Annotated in this window: 14 protein-coding genes and 1 pseudogene; 1 reads left to right on the forward strand and 14 read right to left on the reverse strand. The window is 43.6% G+C overall.

Features of this window, described 5'->3' with window-relative positions:
* The 14 genes and pseudogenes from VHA01S_RS07280 to VHA01S_RS07345 form a co-directional block, all read right to left on the reverse strand.
* Positions 1 to 738: an acyltransferase gene (locus VHA01S_RS07280; RefSeq protein WP_023403710.1), complete on the reverse strand. Its 738-nt coding sequence runs from the start codon at positions 736 to 738 to the stop codon at positions 1 to 3.
* Between the two features lie 118 nt (positions 739 to 856).
* Positions 857 to 2,242 carry an O-antigen ligase family protein gene (locus VHA01S_RS07285; RefSeq protein WP_023403711.1) on the reverse strand — a complete coding sequence of 462 codons (1,386 nt, stop codon included), beginning with the start codon at positions 2,240 to 2,242 and terminating at the stop codon, positions 857 to 859.
* Positions 2,235 to 3,674 carry a lipopolysaccharide biosynthesis protein gene (locus tag VHA01S_RS07290; RefSeq protein WP_023403712.1) on the reverse strand — a complete coding sequence of 480 codons (1,440 nt, stop codon included), beginning with the start codon at positions 3,672 to 3,674 and terminating at the stop codon, positions 2,235 to 2,237. Before VHA01S_RS07290 ends, VHA01S_RS07285 begins: the two co-directional genes overlap by 8 nt.
* Positions 3,671 to 4,948, reverse strand: a complete 1,278-nt coding sequence (locus VHA01S_RS07295; protein WP_052029595.1) for a glycosyltransferase family 4 protein — start codon at positions 4,946 to 4,948, stop codon at positions 3,671 to 3,673. Before VHA01S_RS07295 ends, VHA01S_RS07290 begins: the two co-directional genes overlap by 4 nt.
* Complete coding sequence (locus VHA01S_RS07300) at positions 4,938 to 6,170, reverse strand: glycosyltransferase family 4 protein (protein WP_023403714.1); 1,233 nt, start codon at positions 6,168 to 6,170, stop codon at positions 4,938 to 4,940. Before VHA01S_RS07300 ends, VHA01S_RS07295 begins: the two co-directional genes overlap by 11 nt.
* A gap of 150 nt (positions 6,171 to 6,320) precedes the next feature.
* Positions 6,321 to 7,424, reverse strand: coding sequence for a glycosyltransferase family 4 protein (locus VHA01S_RS07305; RefSeq protein WP_023403715.1), 1,104 nt, complete (start codon positions 7,422 to 7,424; stop codon positions 6,321 to 6,323).
* Entirely contained in the window at positions 7,402 to 8,994 is a 1,593-nt protein-coding gene (locus tag VHA01S_RS07310) for a sigma-54-dependent transcriptional regulator (protein WP_023403716.1), read from the reverse strand. Before VHA01S_RS07310 ends, VHA01S_RS07305 begins: the two co-directional genes overlap by 23 nt.
* A gap of 32 nt (positions 8,995 to 9,026) precedes the next feature.
* Entirely contained in the window at positions 9,027 to 9,449 is a 423-nt protein-coding gene (locus VHA01S_RS07315; protein ID WP_023403717.1) for an Hpt domain-containing protein, read from the reverse strand.
* 55 nt (positions 9,450 to 9,504) lie between these two features.
* On the reverse strand, positions 9,505 to 10,260 hold the full coding sequence (locus VHA01S_RS07320) for a P-loop NTPase family protein (RefSeq protein WP_023403718.1): 756 nt from the start codon (positions 10,258 to 10,260) through the stop codon (positions 9,505 to 9,507).
* Positions 10,260 to 12,278, reverse strand: a pseudogene (locus VHA01S_RS07325) (SLBB domain-containing protein); the annotation flags it as partial. The pseudogene VHA01S_RS07325 and the gene VHA01S_RS07320, both read right to left, overlap by 1 nt.
* A gap of 52 nt (positions 12,279 to 12,330) precedes the next feature.
* Entirely contained in the window at positions 12,331 to 13,158 is an 828-nt protein-coding gene (locus tag VHA01S_RS07330) for an OmpA family protein (RefSeq protein ID WP_023403720.1), read from the reverse strand.
* A 51-nt stretch (positions 13,159 to 13,209) separates the two neighbouring features.
* Positions 13,210 to 13,542 (reverse strand): STAS domain-containing protein, encoded by a 333-nt coding sequence (locus VHA01S_RS07335; protein WP_023403721.1) that lies wholly within the window; start codon positions 13,540 to 13,542, stop codon positions 13,210 to 13,212.
* A 272-nt stretch (positions 13,543 to 13,814) separates the two neighbouring features.
* Positions 13,815 to 15,524, reverse strand: a complete 1,710-nt coding sequence (locus tag VHA01S_RS07340) for an ATP-binding protein (RefSeq protein WP_023403722.1) — start codon at positions 15,522 to 15,524, stop codon at positions 13,815 to 13,817.
* Positions 15,525 to 15,548: 24 nt separating this feature from the next.
* Positions 15,549 to 16,091, reverse strand: a complete 543-nt coding sequence (locus VHA01S_RS07345) for a heme NO-binding domain-containing protein (protein ID WP_023403723.1) — start codon at positions 16,089 to 16,091, stop codon at positions 15,549 to 15,551.
* Between the two features lie 307 nt (positions 16,092 to 16,398).
* On the opposite strand from VHA01S_RS07345, the gene VHA01S_RS07350 reads away from it, so the two are divergent.
* Entirely contained in the window at positions 16,399 to 17,142 is a 744-nt protein-coding gene (locus tag VHA01S_RS07350; protein WP_023403724.1) for a DUF1223 domain-containing protein, read from the forward strand.
* Positions 17,143 to 17,158: the final 16 nt, after the last annotated feature.

Below are 17,158 nucleotides of genomic sequence, written 5' to 3' on the forward strand. Positions count from 1 at the left end.
TTAAGCTCCTTGCTTTGTGCTGTAAGTGTGGGCGATGTGCTTAATCACTTTTGCTGGAACTCCAGCAGCAACCACATAATCGGGAATATCGGTTGTCACCACGCTACCCGAGGCAATCACAGCGCCTTTGCCAATGCTCACGCCCGCTTTAACGATGCAATTGGTTCCAAGCCAGCAATCTTTTTTTAAAATGATGTCGCCAATTTGTGAAATATCATCCGGTTTTCCTTGGGCGCGTTTCGTCGCATCCAATGGGTGGCCTGAGTAGCCAAATAAATTGGCTTTTCCAGCAATGCGAACATTATCTTCAATGACGACTTTGGTTCCGACGGCTATGGTCGTTTGCCAACCTATACCGACGTTAGAGCCGATTGTCAGTTGTGGATCACTGACGTGCGCGCTGGCGCTAAAGGTGGTGTGTCCTGAAATGCGGCAGTCATCGCCAAGGCTTATTGATAAGGGACCAGAAATAAAAGGGATGCCACCGTAAAGATAGAGAGACTTGCCTGATTGTGAGCAGTAACCTCGAAAAGCGGGAGTGTAAAACAGCACTCTTGTCAGAAAATGTACGCTGTTGCGTACTAGCACATATCCGCTATATAGGGCGCGATTGATACCGTGAGGAAACCGAATATCACACACGCGAAGGGCTTTTGCGATAGCAAACAACTTCTTACCGAAAGGTGTTTGGCTTGTTTTGAGCTTTTGTTTACATTGATTAATTGTGAACACCTTCATGGCAACCATCCTTAGCGCACTGATATTGGAAAAATTCTGTATTGTTCAATTTAAGTAATACACAGAACGTGCCAGAAATATAAAGCCTTAAAAACAGTGGCTTACCAATCAATGAAAACTAATTCTTAATTTGAGAATCATTTTGAACTATGTGAGACACGCAAATAATCAACGCCGCTAAAATATAGATAGGCCAAACGAAGGCTTGAGTTAGGAAGGTACCCGAGGCAATAGTGCCAATTAGTCCTGCGTATACGGCATTGGCAGAACTGACTAGGTAACCCTCAGGTTTTGGCATACGTTTTAATTGCCGATTGGAGCGTTTAGCGGTGCGTACAAGAGAGACAATTAAGGCGATAAATACGGTTAATCCCACAAACCCAGTTTCAGCAAGAACACCGAACCAAGTGCTGTGCACTGCATGATTAAGCCCATCCCAATGCGAGCTGTAAAAATAATAGTTGGAATAAAAATTATTAATTCCGACACCGGTAAAAGGGTTGTGCACAGCCATTTTTATCGCCGCTTGCCACGCATATAAGCGTCCCATCGATGAAGAATCAATTCCGGCTTCAGCTGCGCCGCCAGAAGCTCTATCAGCAATACCGGCTACAAAATACAGCGCAAATAATCCGATTGCCCCCACACTAACTAGTAGCAATTTTGAGCGAACAGCTTGGCTAATAAAAACCGCATACACGGCAATCATCCCCAATAATCCGCCACGACTTTGGGTGGCAACAATGGCCATCGATAATAAAACCAGAACGCATAACCCGACCAATCGAGGAAAGAATCTAAGGTGAGGGTTAAATAGAAAGCTGGCACAAAAAGCCAGTGGAAATAACAATACTAACGCCAAATCATTAGGGTCCCCAAGCATCGAACCTATTTGGCGTCCAATAGTAACGCGAGTACCTTCGACCAGCCCAATGCCATTGATTGAGTTGAATAATGCAACGCACGCCACTAATGCGCCTGCGATAATGATGGCCCAACATATTTTTCGCAGCTGTTGTTTGTTATTGATGATCCAGATAATGGCTAACGTCATCAACATTATTTTCCAATATACGCCTTTAAAGGTTGCGATGGCTTCAGCTCGGTTTGTAGCAAATGCCAACCCTATGCTAACCAATACCCAAAATGCCACTAACCATTTCATTGAAGGGTGCCAATAAATGCTCAGTTTTCGACTGATAAAGGCATGCCAACACAAAGAAGCAAGCGCCCCTAATGACAATAGTAACGGCAATTTGAACGGCATTAATTGGGGTATCACCTCATGAATTCTAAAAAATGAAAATAAAACGAATAGAGTGACAAACCAAAACAGATGTTTGATTACCAATAAAGCCGCGATTGGAAGCAGGCACAACGCAAGCCCCGTAAGTGGATGAGGCACTTTCCACCACAACAAAGCAATCATGCTGATGACAAATAGTGTCAGGGTAACACTGACAGCAATCTTGTTATCTTGTAAGCCTTCGCCACCATTATTCATGAGCTTGTTCCTGTTTTATTGAGCTGCTTGTGGCTTGTTGTAGAGAAATGGTTTTCTTTGCAGGTAACTGATAAATAGCCAAAAACAGCAATGAACTTATCACAAAAAGTAGCAAGCTCATGAGTGGCGAACTGTTGTGGATACTGATCAGTGTCGAGATAGCAATCAAAGGGTACAAGCATAGCCTGATTGTGCGAAAGGGAAGAAAACAGCAACCTTGAGACAAGTAATAAACAAGCGCTGCACGCAGCAACTGCGCACAACCAATACTGATCATGATTGACCAGATACCCCATTGATAAGTGATTGCGCACCAAGTCACAGTACATAGGGTGATGCTAAAGTTGACCCACAAAATAGTGCGTGTTTGTTTTTGGTAAAGTAGTCCAAGATTAAGTAGTTCGGTAAATTCTTTACCCAGCACCATAAAAATAGCGCCAACAAGTAAGCTTGCGGCAAATGCATACTGCTCGGTGAGCGCAAAATGCAGTAAGTATTGGCCAAATACAGCAACGCTAACAGAAGCGATACAGATATAGATAACCCCAATTTCGGTGATTTTGGCTGCTTTTTGTTTGTTTTTATCTAGCATAGCGTAACGTTTTGGTAACCACCACATACCAAAAGGTTGGATGAGAACGCACAATGCTAAGGCAAATTTAGCGGCAATGGCGTATTGCCCCACCATATACAGTGATTCAGCTTGAAGCATAAACCAGCGCTCAGCCCCATTTAACCCAAAAGCGATAATACTCGATAGCATCAGGGGTAATGAATAACTTAGTGCGGTATTTACCAAACGGACATTAGGTAAACAAAATCGAAGTTGACTGCTGTAGATGAGTGCAAAGAATTGTGCACAATGCGCTATAAACCCTGCTAGAAGCACTCCAATAACGTCAAAATCAAGCAAAAGAGCACCGATCACTAAAGTGACTTGTAACACACTGGTACCAATACAAATCTGACAAAAGGCTTTGATTTTGTCTTGCATTCGAAGCCACGCAAGACAAACCGCAATCGCTCCTTCAATAGTTAGAGAAAGCCACAAAATCAACACGGTGTCTTTTGAAAGCACCCAGCTTGCCGACCACTCTATTGCTGTAGTGATCAACAACCCAATCGTTGCTAAACAAATAGAAATCATCAAGGTCATTGAAAACAGCTGATTGGCCACTTCTTGCTTGCGCTGATTAGAGTTATTGTTAGAGCAGTAACGATACAAAGCTTCATGCAAACAACCAGAGAGTAAGATTCCGATGAATGAGGCCGTTACGGCTAAAAGCTCTAATTCACCTATTTGTACCGGCGACAGAAACCGCGTAGTAATCGGTAGCATGATTAAGGACAGGCCTTTCATAAAAAATAACGAAAGGGCGTAGCAGACCATTTGTGTCTGCCCGTTTGACAGGCGAATAGTGAGCTTTTTCATGACTCTTCTCCTGTACGTTCAGCAGTCATTGCTTGCTGATGACTCTGCAACGGGTCAGCTTTAATAGCATTGACTATTTCTCTATAACATTCTTTGGCTAAGTAAGTGGCGGCAAGTTCCTTGCCTGATTGAGCAATAGCATAGAAACGTTTGATATCACGACTAATATCACTCATCACTTGGCTTAAACTATGGGCATTATTGGCCTCATATTTAACACAATGCACACCATCTTTTAGGTGCCTGTCCCAAAAAGCGCCGTCTTTGGGTATCACGACAATTAGGCCTGAAAAGAGCGCTTCTAGGGTGGACAGTCCGAAGGGCTCATTGATGCTGGTGGAAATATAAACATCGGATTGAGCGCGGATATCATCAAGGTTTTCTGGCTGATGATGCCAATGTATCGGTTTAATTGTGGTGTCTATTTTTGATTGTTCGAGATTGGCATTTTGCGGTTTGATGTAACATACCTGCACGCTTGATGATTGATTAAGTGGCGTGATAGCAGTGGCATGCAGCAGAAGATCTAGGCCTTTCCATTTCAATAAAGATGCTGCCCAGAAAAATTGAACTTGATGGGGGGTGGCTGAAAAGCGATGCCTAGAAGGCAGATTTTGTTCATCTAAGCCATTAGTAAAAGGCATAAAATGTTTAGGCAGTGAGGTGACTTCCAAGCAATCGAGTAATGTGCGCATGCTTGATTGCAAATAAAAACAGGCATGCCCTTGCATTAAGCACCACTGCACAGCGCGGCTTTTTCCAACCGGACCGTGGATAAGTTGAATGACTCGAATACTTAACAGCTTACCAACCACATAACCGGCAAAGTCCACTCCAGGCCCTGAAGCCAGTAATATCGAAGTGGGTTTTTTACCTTGGCTTAGCCAAATAATGAGCGTAAAAGCCAGTAGGTAAAGGGATAAATAGACTTGTTTGACCCAATAATATAGACCTTGTGTACGGGTCGCTAACCCTTTTGGAAGCCACAATGCGCTGCTCGATGTGTCCTCAGAATTGAGCCAACTTTGCTTGCATGCGCTTAACACATAAAAGTGTGTGTCCTTAAAACGAACAGCCTTAGAAGGGGGTTGAAAACGGTGTGTGTCCTTAATTGAGGCCTTGTCATTTGTAGGGTTACCAGTTGAAGGATTGCCCGTTGAATGTTGCTGGCGGTTAACTTGTTTGATGGCAAGTAGGGTCGCCACTTTTGATCCTCCATGGTAAGGGATTGGATCAAACACAATGCATGGATTAGTTGGCTGGTTAGGCGTCATAGTGACCTCGCAACTGTTGTTGAATAGGGCGCATTACTCGAGTGTGAAAGAGGGTTTTTAATGGGCGTAACAAGCCTTTCATTAAATCCAACCATGTTAGAGAAGGCTTATTGAGTAATTGTTGGTAAATGCTCTCAATGTTGTCGGTATTAGTTTGTAATGAGAAGTGCGCCTTTGCTATTTGTCGTCCATTGTTTGCCAGAGTGTGTCTCAGGCTTGGATCATCAATGAGTGTTTTAATTGCTTGAGTAAGCGCCTTAATTTCATTATGTCCATTTTGGTAAAGCAGCCCATTGACCTTATCTTCAATTACTTCAGCAATCCCGCCAACGTGAGGGGCCACCACGGCAAGTCCGGCCAATGAAGCTTCGACAAGCACTAAGCCAAACGCTTCACTTCTGGCACCGCTGACAAAAAGATCGCATCCGCCACTTAACCATTCACCAACATTGCTCTGTTCGCCCACAAAATGGACGTTATTTAATAGATGCAGGCGTTTTGTTTGCGCAATTAGATTCAGACGCTCGCTTCCTTCTCCAATAATGATCAGATGGTATTCGTCCGGGGTATTGTTTAAAGAAGCAAGGGCCTGAATGAGTTTATCAAAGCCTTTTCGATGAATAAGAGAGCCGACACTGATCAAAATCTTTGCACCTTGTGCAATGTTAAGTCTTTGTCGTATATCGATATTTTGGCTAAGACGTGTGTTTGGTATGCCGTTATGGACCACAGCAAGCTGAGAGTTTGGGTAGCCTTCGTTTAATAAAGGCTTAGCAACGGCATGACTGACAGCAATCAGTTGCTGCGCGCAATGCAGGGTTAGGGTAAAGCGATCATGCAGATTATAAGGACTATGTATTTGGCACAGCAGTGGCGTGTTATGGATTTTTGCTGCCAGTGTCATCCATTGACATGCTGCGCCACTGTTTACATGAATGAGCCCAATATTATGTTGTGCAAGGATGTGGGTTGCAGTTTGGTATTGCCCAAACCACTTACTCAGTGAAAAGGAGCGCTGCTGCAAATCAATCAGAGAAAATTCAGAGTAATAAGTGGTGATATTCTTTGACTGCAACTTACTGTGCATGACCGAGTTATTGGTCCAAACCACCGCAGTAAAACGCGATGAAAGGGTTGCAATGAGATTGAGTAGACACATCTCACTGCCTCTGATCCAATGGTCCCCATAATGGACAAAAAGGACTTGGGTAGTTGGGGGCATTGCGTTCTCCCTAAAGCGTATATTTAATGATTACTTTAGGTATTGCAATTAGGGTGCCAATTTTAAGTTGTTGTTTTAAATAAAGATTATATGGATAGGGGTGTTATTCTTAAATTGAGAATCAGTTTAAGAAAGATTAAGTAACCGCCGTTAACTTTGATAAAGAGATAAGATTTTTGGTACTACCGCCTGAGTTGAATAGTGCTGCTCAATGGTGTTTATGGCATTGTTTGCCATGTGCTCTTTTTCCGGTGTTGTCATTTCAAACCATTGCTGTAAGCATTGCGATAAGGCGGTAATATCATCCACAACCCAACCATTGCTAGCTTGATCAATCAGTTTTTCTAATGCGCCAACATTGAGCGCAAGCACAGGTATTCCTCTAGACATGGCTTCTAAGGCGGTCATAGGTAGGCCTTCAAATCGTGAGGTAATAATAAGCAGTCCAATGTTTTGCCAGCATTGATGCATGTCATTGCTAAATCCGAGCAAATGAACATTATGCAGCGCGCGTTGGGCTAATTCTTCTTGCATTGGCCCGTCGCCGTAGACGTAAAATGAATGTTCAGGATGTAGCATAGCCAAATCTAAAAAAGAGTCGGGACCTTTTTCGTGGCTCAATCGCCCGACAAACGCCAGTTGTTTACCTTGGCTCTTAATGGCTGATTGCATACCGACAAAATTATTTAAGCAGTGGCTTTTAACTGGCAGTCTTGCTTGTATTTGCGGGCTGACGCACAGGCTATGCTTGGACAGTGGCGAGCTGTATCGGTCAAGAGCGTCATACAGACGAACTTTGCCACTGGGCACTTCTCCGGCATGATAGGTTGTAATTTGCTGGGTGAGTCCCGGTACAGTTTTTACCGCCAATTTACTGATTATACTGGCTTTATAGCCATGTGCATGAATGGCCATCGGTTGGTGTTTTTTTATCGCACGTCTTAGTTGCCAGCATTGTTGTGCAATAGAGTGATTTGATGGCGCTTTTGTTACATTGGGTTGACTGGCTAAATTTTTAGGGCGAGTTAAATCGGCAAGATAATGGAAAGCAATAGATGCTTGTTCAAGCTTAGCCACAATAGCGGAAGGTGTTGAAAATTGGCTCAGTAGCACCACTTTAACAGGCACATTAAAATCGGCAATGCCTCGCGCCAATTCGATTACATGAGTTTCGATACCGCCAAAGGTGAAGCTATCTAGCAATAGCCACACCTCATTTGGGGTAGTGGGGTTATTCGCTGGTTTGCAAATCATCTTCGGTTTCCCATTGTTGCTTTTTGCGATAAACCGTAGAAGGGCTAAGGTCGAGCAACACCGCCGCATTGATCACGTTACCGTCACAATGTTTGATGGCATTTTGTATGGTTTCCCGCTCAACTTGCCACATAGGTTTGATAACGTACTCTTCTGCTCGGGCTACATTGTTTGGCATAGCTTGAGCATCATGAGTTGTTGGAGCGTGAGTTGTCGGAGCATGGTGAGTTTTTTCATCTGGCGATGCCGATTCAAATTGCGTTACAGGCGCAGTCGCTTGGTGGCGTTCGGCGTCTACTGGAGCTGGGGTAATCGATTCTGGGGCCATGGATTCTGCAGTCATATGCACTGTAGTAACGGGCTTAATCGGAGCTTTTGTCACAGCTGTGGTGTTGACAGATACAGTGTTCAAGGGCGGTGGCAGTTGGCTTACTTCCACTTTGGTGCCATCGTTTAATACCACAACATTGCGCATGATATTTTGTAATTGACGCACATTGCCGGGCCAAGGATAATTTTTCAGTCGCGCTTCAGTTTCAGCGGTTAAGCCGGTGAATTTTTTACCATCTTGTTTGGCATACAGTTTTACAAAGTGCTTGGCTAAAGTGGCGATATCTTTGTCGCGCTCTCGTAAAGGCGGCAGCGTAATAGGGATAACATGCACTCGATAGTACAGATCTTCGCGAAAACGACCTGCTTCTATTTCTTTTAATGGGTCTTTATTGGTGGCACAGATGATGCGTACATCACCCTTTAGTTCTTTACTGCTACCAAGGGGAGTCACGCTACCGGTTTGCAAAAAGCGTAGCAATTTTTTTTGCATTTCCAGTTCCATTTCACACAACTCATCCAAAAATAAAGTGCCGCCATGTGCCTGCATTGCTGCTCCTTTGCGGTCGGTGGTTGCGCCGGTAAAAGCACCTTTAACATGACCAAAAATCTCACTTTCCATTAAGTCGCGCGGTATCGCGCCGCAGTTGAGCGCAACAAAAGGCTTATCGGCGCGTTTACTTTGTTTGTGTATGGCTTCTGCGCACACTTCTTTACCTGTACCACTTTCACCATTAATAAAGACACTGGCGGTGGTCGGCGCTGCGGCATCAATAATTTTATACACCGCTTGCATAGGCAGGCTTGAACCAATAAAACCATGATAGTTAGGTCGATCAAATTTCGATTCAAACTTGTTAACTAAGCTCTCTAGTTTTGTACGTTTAAGGTGCAATGCTACGGATGTTTTTAGACGGTCAGCGGTAATGGGTTTTTCAAGAAAATCATCGGCGCCTTTTTGAATCAAATTCACCGCAGTATTGACTGAGCCATGTGCGGTAGCAATGATGACCGACGTGGCGACCTCTTGCTCATTGATCCAGTCTAAAATTTCTTCACCTGTGGTGTCGGGAAGTTTTAAATCGAGAATGACGAGTTGTGGGGTATGATGCTGAATAAAGCGCTTCGCATCTTTACCTGTCTCCACATGAAATAGGTCGTACGCTTCATCCTTGACGTATTGTTTGTATAAAATGGCCAGTGAGTTGGAGTCCTCAACCAGTAGTACTTTTGGTCCCATAAAACATCCTTTTAAACCAATGAGTTACTAATTTATAGTTCGTCTTTTAAGCTTTGCAAAGCGGACTGTGATTCGAGGGCTAAATTTGTTAGCAATTCGGCATTTTGTAGTGCGTTAGCGTACTGTTTATTCTGGCACTCAAGCTCAATCGTTTTGGCAAGTTTGCCTAACGCACACACACCAATGGCTAAAGACGTCCCTGCGAGCGTATGACTTTCAAACTCTAGAGTTGAGTAATCTTTATCTTTGGCAGCTTTGGCCATTATGGTGATTCTTTGTTGCGATTCTTCAAGGTAGCTGTCAATCAGAATAGGCAAGACTTCAACACTGGTATCACTGATGATTTGTTGTACGGTAGTATGATCAATAAGAGGCTCTGGCACGGCAATAACTTCCTTGTGTTGTACTGTGTTGATTTGCTTTTTTGTAAATAGACTGTAAAAAGCCTTTAACATTGAGTATTCCTCTTATTTATCAATATTTCTAGTATTAATTAACCCTTTTTAGAGTCTACACGGCGTGGTTTAAAAAGGACCAGCGACGAACGTATCGGTTGAATCTCTCTTTCATCTTTTTCGGCATAATGCGATTGCGTCCTATCAAGTGGCATAGCTGTTGCGATAACGTCTGTTGAGCGTATTGATTGAGCAATACAGCAAATATATTGGCATTAGCCGTGGTCAAATAATCGATGGCTTGGCTCAGCTGTTCTTTATTGCTATTGCCGGCCCCTAATGCAATAAAAGTTGTGTCACAGGCATTGGCGATAACAGATTGAGAAATGCGGGTTTGATTCTGATTTATAGCACCTGCGTCAATGACGATTCGATCATATTGACTAAACCAAAGTTCAAACTGTTTTGCGAGTGAGCGAGGGTCTCGATAGGGCATTTGTTGATTTAAGGTGCTAGGGACAGCCACACCGCTAAATATTTGTAGCGTGTGGCGGTTTTGCACCCAATGGACTTCTGATCTTGGAAGGCTAGCGCTTTCAAGACCCGCGTTTTCAATACCAGGGCTTTGAAGATCAGCCTCTTCAATCACAGAGTTTTTAATAGGCAAAGTGTGTTCAAACTGCGGATTTTCTAGATTTAAATCGACGAGTAAAGTGCGATAACCCGATAGCATATATTGCTCGGCGAGTGCACAGGCAAAGGTCGTCACACCCGCACGAGGTTTGTTACCAATTAGGCAAACACTGCGCATGTTGGCCAGTTCTAATTGCAGAAACATGGGCGTTAATTCTGAATGGGTGCAGTGAATCATTACAATGCTCCTATCAATATGATGGTGGTAGCAATTTTTAAGACATCATCCAGTCCATTGCGTGCTTTTTCCATCAAGCTTTCGCGCTGATGAGGGATGTAAACGGTGTCTCCTGCGCGAATGACAGGTAACTTGCGAAAGTTTGCTGTTTTACTAAACTCCACCAAATCAAAAACTCGAGCTTGGCTTTGGCAACAAGACATATTGACCACGCTGATCTTTTGCAAATAGGCTTGCTCACTTGGGCCTCCTGCTTCTGCAAGCAAGTCTAAAAGAGTCATATTGTCATCAAACACATATCGTCCGGGATTGTTCACTGCGCCTAATACGCGCACCGTAGATTCTTTTGAACGGTCGAGCCAATTTTTGTCTTTTTCTGGGATATAGATGGTGTCGCCGGTGGTGACAACGGGAAGCAGTGATTCATCTCCTGTCTCGAAATACAAAGACAGATTCAATTTACTGACCTGTGAATAGGTTTTATCACGATGAGTAATGCGGATGTTATGAATGTCAGCGTCTTTGGTTGGGCCATCGGCAGCCGACAGAATATCTAAAAAGTGCATTTCTTTGGTGAAACGATAGCGCCCGGGAGCATTGACTTGACCAAACACATAAATAGACGCTTCTGATTTTTGACGTACCCACTGAGATTTATTGTCAGAAGGGTCTTGTGGCAGGTCGTGCACACGAATGATAGAGCCTGCGGCGATATGGGGCAGTTGTGAGCGCTTAGCACCATTTCTGATATAAGCATCTAAATCAAATACTTGTACCTTTCGTTCGCTATCAACCACTTCGATGGTGGTCGTATCGGCTCGCAAGGTGGGGCCACCCACATGGGCTAACAGATCCATGAGATCCATTTCATCGGACCATTCAATACGTCCCGGACGTACCACCTCACCAATAACGTTAACCGCGCGATCTGGGGATATTTTTAACCATGACTTCTCGTTCATATCGGTTTTTTCAGGAACGAAAATAGCATCTCCGTTGGCAATAGTCGGTGGTCGAACGCCGCCTAGACCTTCAGTGAAAGCGGTAAGATCAAACTTGATTACGCGCCCATCTGCTTTGATTAAGCGGATTTGACGAGATTCTGCAAAGCGGGTCGGCCCGCCAGCATTGGCTAGAATATCCATGAAGGTAGCACCAGGTTTACCTTCAAATGCGCCGGGGGCGGCGACTTCGCCCATGACATACACCATGTTGGCACCTGATTTGATCTCTTCTTCCATTTTTGGCACAAACACAATGGCACCGGGATTTAAGCGCGGCAGTAACGATTCGTCGCCACTATCTAGATAGCGCTTTAAGTTAAAAATGGTTGGGGTATTGCCAGAAATAACGCGAATTTGCTCAACGCTGGCATAACGAGTGACGCCTCCTGAGCGCATGATGATATCCACCAAGTCGGTATTGGCTTTAAAGCTAAAAGAGCCGGGCGCATTTACTTCGCCAAATACTTTAATGGCTTTGCGTGAATCAGCGCTATCGCCAGCATTTGCCAGTTTGGCAGCATCAAATTCTTGCTCAATGTTACCCACCATTGGCGAGGCGGGAACAAAGATCGTATCTAACGATTTCAGTTTAGGCAGGCTAGTTTCACTTCCTGTATCTAAGAACGTTTTGTAGTTAAATTCATTGATGTCACTGCCACGCTTAATTTGCAGTTTATTTAGCTGAGCACCAGGGCGAATACCCCCTGCGGCGTACAGCGCCATTTGAATGGTGGAGGATTCAGGGAGTGTGTATTCTCCCGGTGAGCGCACATAACCTTGAATTGATAATAAAATTTGACGCTCAGATACGTAAATACTGGCGTTAGAGAGATCGCGGTACACTTTGCTTAAAGCGTCTTTAACCACTTTGCTTAGCTGCTCTTCCTCAAAGCCTGCCACATACGTTGGGCCCACCTCTGGCAAAGTGATTCGCCCTGATTTATCCACCTGAAAGCCTTTGTTTAAGGATTCTTCTCCGGGAAGATTGACTTGGATAAGGTCGCCAATTTGCACCGGTTTCGCCATAACATGGAAACTGATACTTGCCATCATAATCAGTAAAATCTTAAAGATGTTCATAGCCGCCTCCTTGGGCTTTAGTCGAAATAATATCGATACTGACTCGACGGTTTGTTAAACGAATAGCAGGGGTATCACCTTCGGTTAGTGGTAGGGTTTCACCAACAGATAAGGTTTGGATTCGGGCGGTTTCTAGCCCAAAAATAATCAAATAACGTTCGACTTGTTTTGCGCGGCCCATTGCCAGTTTTTCATTGTATTCGGCGCTGCCTGACATATCGGCGTGGCCTGTGACGCTTAGTTTCAAATGTCGATGCTGCTTTAAAATACTGGCGGCTTGCGCAAGGTGTCCCATGTATTTTGGGTTTATTTCGGTGGAACCGACTGCGAATTGATTATCAATATTAAGCAAGTCAACTAGCTTGGTGATGATGACTTTATCACTTTGAAATGCACTGTTTTGCGAAGGTGGCACACACTGAGTTTCGCCAGTGACATAGTCCAATTGAAGCTCAAGTTTATTAAGGTTTTTTCTTAAAATAACAATGTCGTTAGCGGCATCTAGCAATAAGTTACCTTCTAACTCCCTAGCAATGCGCTTTTCTTTGGTTTCTGCTTGAATAACAGCCGCGGGAAAACACCACTGAGCACCTTGGTTTATCAGGCTATCGAGCTGCAGCTTGGCAAGGTGGAAATCAAAACGTAAACCATGTTCAGGACCTAGCGGCTCCTCTGGGAATACGGGAGAGAAATCAGACATAGCGGTATATTCTCCCATACCACCAGCCCCATCATCAGGGTAGCTTGTACAACCAGTCAAAATTAGTGTGGCTAATAATATTGGGCTGATTGTGCGAGGATGTATCCATTTCATCGTTTCTCTCCATCTGACGTTGTGTTATGACTCACTTCCTTGTGAGTGACTTTAGTGTTCAAGAGCGGCGTCTTGCGTGGTCACTGGAATGGCTTGTCCAATGCGCAGCAGCTCCATCATTTTCAATGGTTGTCCGTGTGCATTTTTGATACTCATATTGCGATCGCTTTCAACCAAACGTTTATACAAATACACAATGGCGCCAATTCCAGAGGTGTCCATAAAGTCCACATGTTCTAGGTCGATTTCAATTTGCGGATGAAAATCATCGCTGAGCACATCATCAATGCATATTTGCGCCTGTTTACTGGCTTGAGCATTAAAATCACCAAAGACCGCTAGAGTCAGTAGAGTGTCGCTTGATTCGATTTTTTGTAGTTCCATGACATGATCTCCTAATTAAACATCGCTCTTGTGAGCGTATTTAATAGATAGCAGGAAGCGTGCCAGAAATATTATTATTTAAAAACAATGACTTATTGGCTTTTCTCAAATTGAGAAAAGCCGTTTCCTATTTTGATAACGTTGGATTTTTAAATGGAGAAGACTGTGATTAGGCTCATTTAAGAGTACAAGGACAAACGATAAAGGGGCTTGTGGCAAGTTGTTAAACGACAGCTTAATGTTGCTAACGAAAAACCTAAGGTAAACAGCTTTTAATTTTTACACCATTTTACTAGCATGTTTTGAATATCGGCGGAGCGATAAGGCTTAGTTAATACATCATCCATACCACAGTTAAAACACATCTCGCGCTCAGAAAGTGTGGTGCTTGCGGTTAGGGCAATAATGGGCATGTTCATCCCAAGATCGCGGATTTTTTGCGTTGCTTCAAAGCCATCCATAGTCGGCATTCGGCAATCCATTAAAATCATGCTGTAAGATTTGTTTGAAGTGGCGGTTACGGCTTCTAAACCATTGTTGGCGATATCGGGCACGATATTGAGCTTAGCCAACATCTCTTTGATGATGATTTGATTCATACGTATATCGTCTACCACTAATACCGACAGGTCTTGCGGTAGCAATTTAGTTAATTGCTTTGCAGGGTCTTTCGCAGCACTTGGCAGATGATCGACCTTGCGTAGCGGGATTTGGCCAGTAAACGTGGTGCCGACGTTGAGGGTACTTTGTAGACTAATAGAACCGCCCATAAGTTGTATCAGTTGGTTACAAATGGCAAGCCCAAGTCCGGTACCTTCAAAACTGCGTTTGCTTGAGCGGTCAACTTGGGTAAAGGGTTGAAAAAGTTTTTTCTGCGCTTTGGGGCTAATACCAATCCCCGTATCAATCACTTGAAACTGCAATTGACCATTATTCCAACCTAAATTGAGCGTCACCGAGCCTTGGTCTGTAAATTTCACCGCATTGCCAATAAGATTGACAAATATTTGCGTGATACGCTCCATATCACCTTCTACGGCGCAGGGCACATCATCTGCGAGGTTAATGTGAAAGCTGAGAGCACGCTCCTGCGCTTTAGAGTTAAAAATGCTGGATAAAGTTTTTAGTAGCGAACGTATTTCAAACTTACGCGGCAGTAGAGTAAACATGTCGGCGTTTATTTTGCTGTAATCCAGTAAATCATTAATGATGACACGTAAGAACTCGCCCGATTGCGACAGGTTCTCTACCAGATCTTGTTGGTGATCATCGAGTTCTGTTCCTTGTAGCAACTCGGAACTGCCCAATAAACCATTGAGCGGAGTGCGTAATTCATGGTTGATCATGGCTAAAAAATCGCGAGTGGCGCGCTCGGATTGTTCAGCCTTTTTCCTTGACTCAATATTGCGATAAATAATTTGCTGACGGTTAACGGCGCGACACAAAAGATCGGCAATTAAACGCAGAGGTTGCTCAATAAATTGGTGATCTTGTTCGGTGTCTTGTACGCCGATACTGAGTTGGCCTATCTTTTCTCGATTAACAATCAATGGAATATCAAGCTGTGACCCTCGCCACTGCAATTTGAAACTGTCTGGGTTTATCTGGGTTTGATGGCCGTAAAAGGGCTGTTTAAGTCCTAAATTGAGAGTGGCGTTTAATTGCAGGTAGCAGGTTTTAATAAGCGAGCTTTCACACACCTTGCCAACCAATTGCGATAGTAAAACGTCATCCAAGTGGTGGTCTAAAAATGCTCGTCCAAAATAGATAAGTAGGGCATCGATTTGCTGTTGAAACTCAAGTTTAAGAATGTCTTGTGCCGATGACTTCTCCAACTGAGCGACAGCCAGTTCAAGCTTTTGATTGGTTTCAAAAAGCTCTAGGCTTTTTTGCTCTAACAAACTTTCCGCTTGTTTTCGAGATGCCATTTCTCGAGCCAGTTTGCGTTGTATTAGCTTTAAATCAACATCTTGATCTGTCATAGCAATTCTCAGTATTGAGGTCAATTAATCAAGTAAAGTGATGTTAAAGCGAACTTCACTGCCGCTGTCATTTAAAGGCTTCATCTGTATATTGAGCTGCTGTCCAAAGTGGTTGGCACAACCTTTTATCAGCCCCAAGCAAACGTGCGACATACAGCGAGCACTTTTATAATTCAGTATTAGCTCAGTTTCTGTTTCGGAAATAAACTCAAATGAAGGTGGCACAGCGTCAGGGTAGAGTTTTTTCACTTCTACGTGAATATAGTCTTCAACATGACGAATAAACTCAAAGCTATTGGTGCTATGCGCTAGTGCTGCGGCTGGTGGCATAGTGGCGAGCAGTTTTTTAAATACTGATTCACCAAACACTTCTTGCAGGTGCGCTGCCGGAATATCAGAGGTTTTACTTAGGTTGACAATAAGCGTGACCAGATCTTTGTGATCGTAACTGCCCACCGAGGTGTAAATACCTTCATCTTTAGACATTTCTAATACTTGATCCAACACCTCTAAGCCAAAGTGGTTTTCGACCAACTCTAAAAACTCAGTGAAAATGATTCCTTTCATTGTTACTTTCTCCTAACAAACGTGCATTATCAATAACGATTCTTGTACAGGATCATAAGAAAAACAATAACTTCAGGTTAATTTGTCGATAAAGTGTGTGTTAGAGGGGAAATTACATTCCATTATCCATGAAGCGCAAGGTTAATTCTTTGTGAACACTTATTTTTTAATCAGGGACTCAATCACTCTTTTGATGAAAAGGTAAGCCTGAATCACTGCTTTGGCTGTGGATTTAGATTTGATGAAAATGAAAGATAAATATCCAAGGTAAGGTCTTTAAATAAACAGTCAGCTTAAGGAGGCTTGTATGCGCTTTATTTTATCGACGTTCCTTTTACCTTTAGTGACACAAATAGTGAGCTTAGGTACAGCCTATGCGCAAAGTGATTATCAAGTCTGGTCACATCAAGGAAAGCCGGCGCGCCTCATTGAGCTTTTCACCTCTGAAGGGTGTTCTAGCTGTCCGCCAGCGGATACATATTTGTCGAAATTTACCGCTAGGGAAGATTTGTGGCAGGGGATCATTCCGTTAGCTTACCATGTAGATTATTGGGATTATATTGGTTGGAAAGATCGCTTTGCCCATCCCTCTTTTAGTCAAAAACAACGTCTTTACCGCAGTTATGGGGTAGTCGCGAGTGTCTATACTCCAGGTTTTGTGGTGGATGGTAAAGAGTGGCGAGGCTTTTTCAATCCACTGAGTCGCACGCTTCCGCAAGCTCTAGGAGCAGTGGCGCCTAAATTGCGGTTAGAGCGTCGTAATGATAATTACAGTGTCACGTTTTTAGGCGAGGGAACTTATACCGCGCATATTGCATGGTTGGCGATGGGTGAGAAAACAGCAGTGAAAAAGGGCGAAAATAGGGGCAAAATCCTACACCATGATTTTATTGTGTTAGAACAACAAATAGCGGATCAGCGTACTCAAGCTCAGTGGACGTTTTCCCCGAATGATAGAGATAACACTAGAAAGATTGACGCTGTTGCAGTGTGGCTGACTAAGCCAGGTGAATTTGCCCCTTATCAGACAGTGGCAGGTTGGGTACGATAAATTAATCGAAATAGAA

The organism is Vibrio halioticoli NBRC 102217, assembly GCF_000496695.1.
Classification (GTDB): domain Bacteria; phylum Pseudomonadota; class Gammaproteobacteria; order Enterobacterales; family Vibrionaceae; genus Vibrio; species Vibrio halioticoli.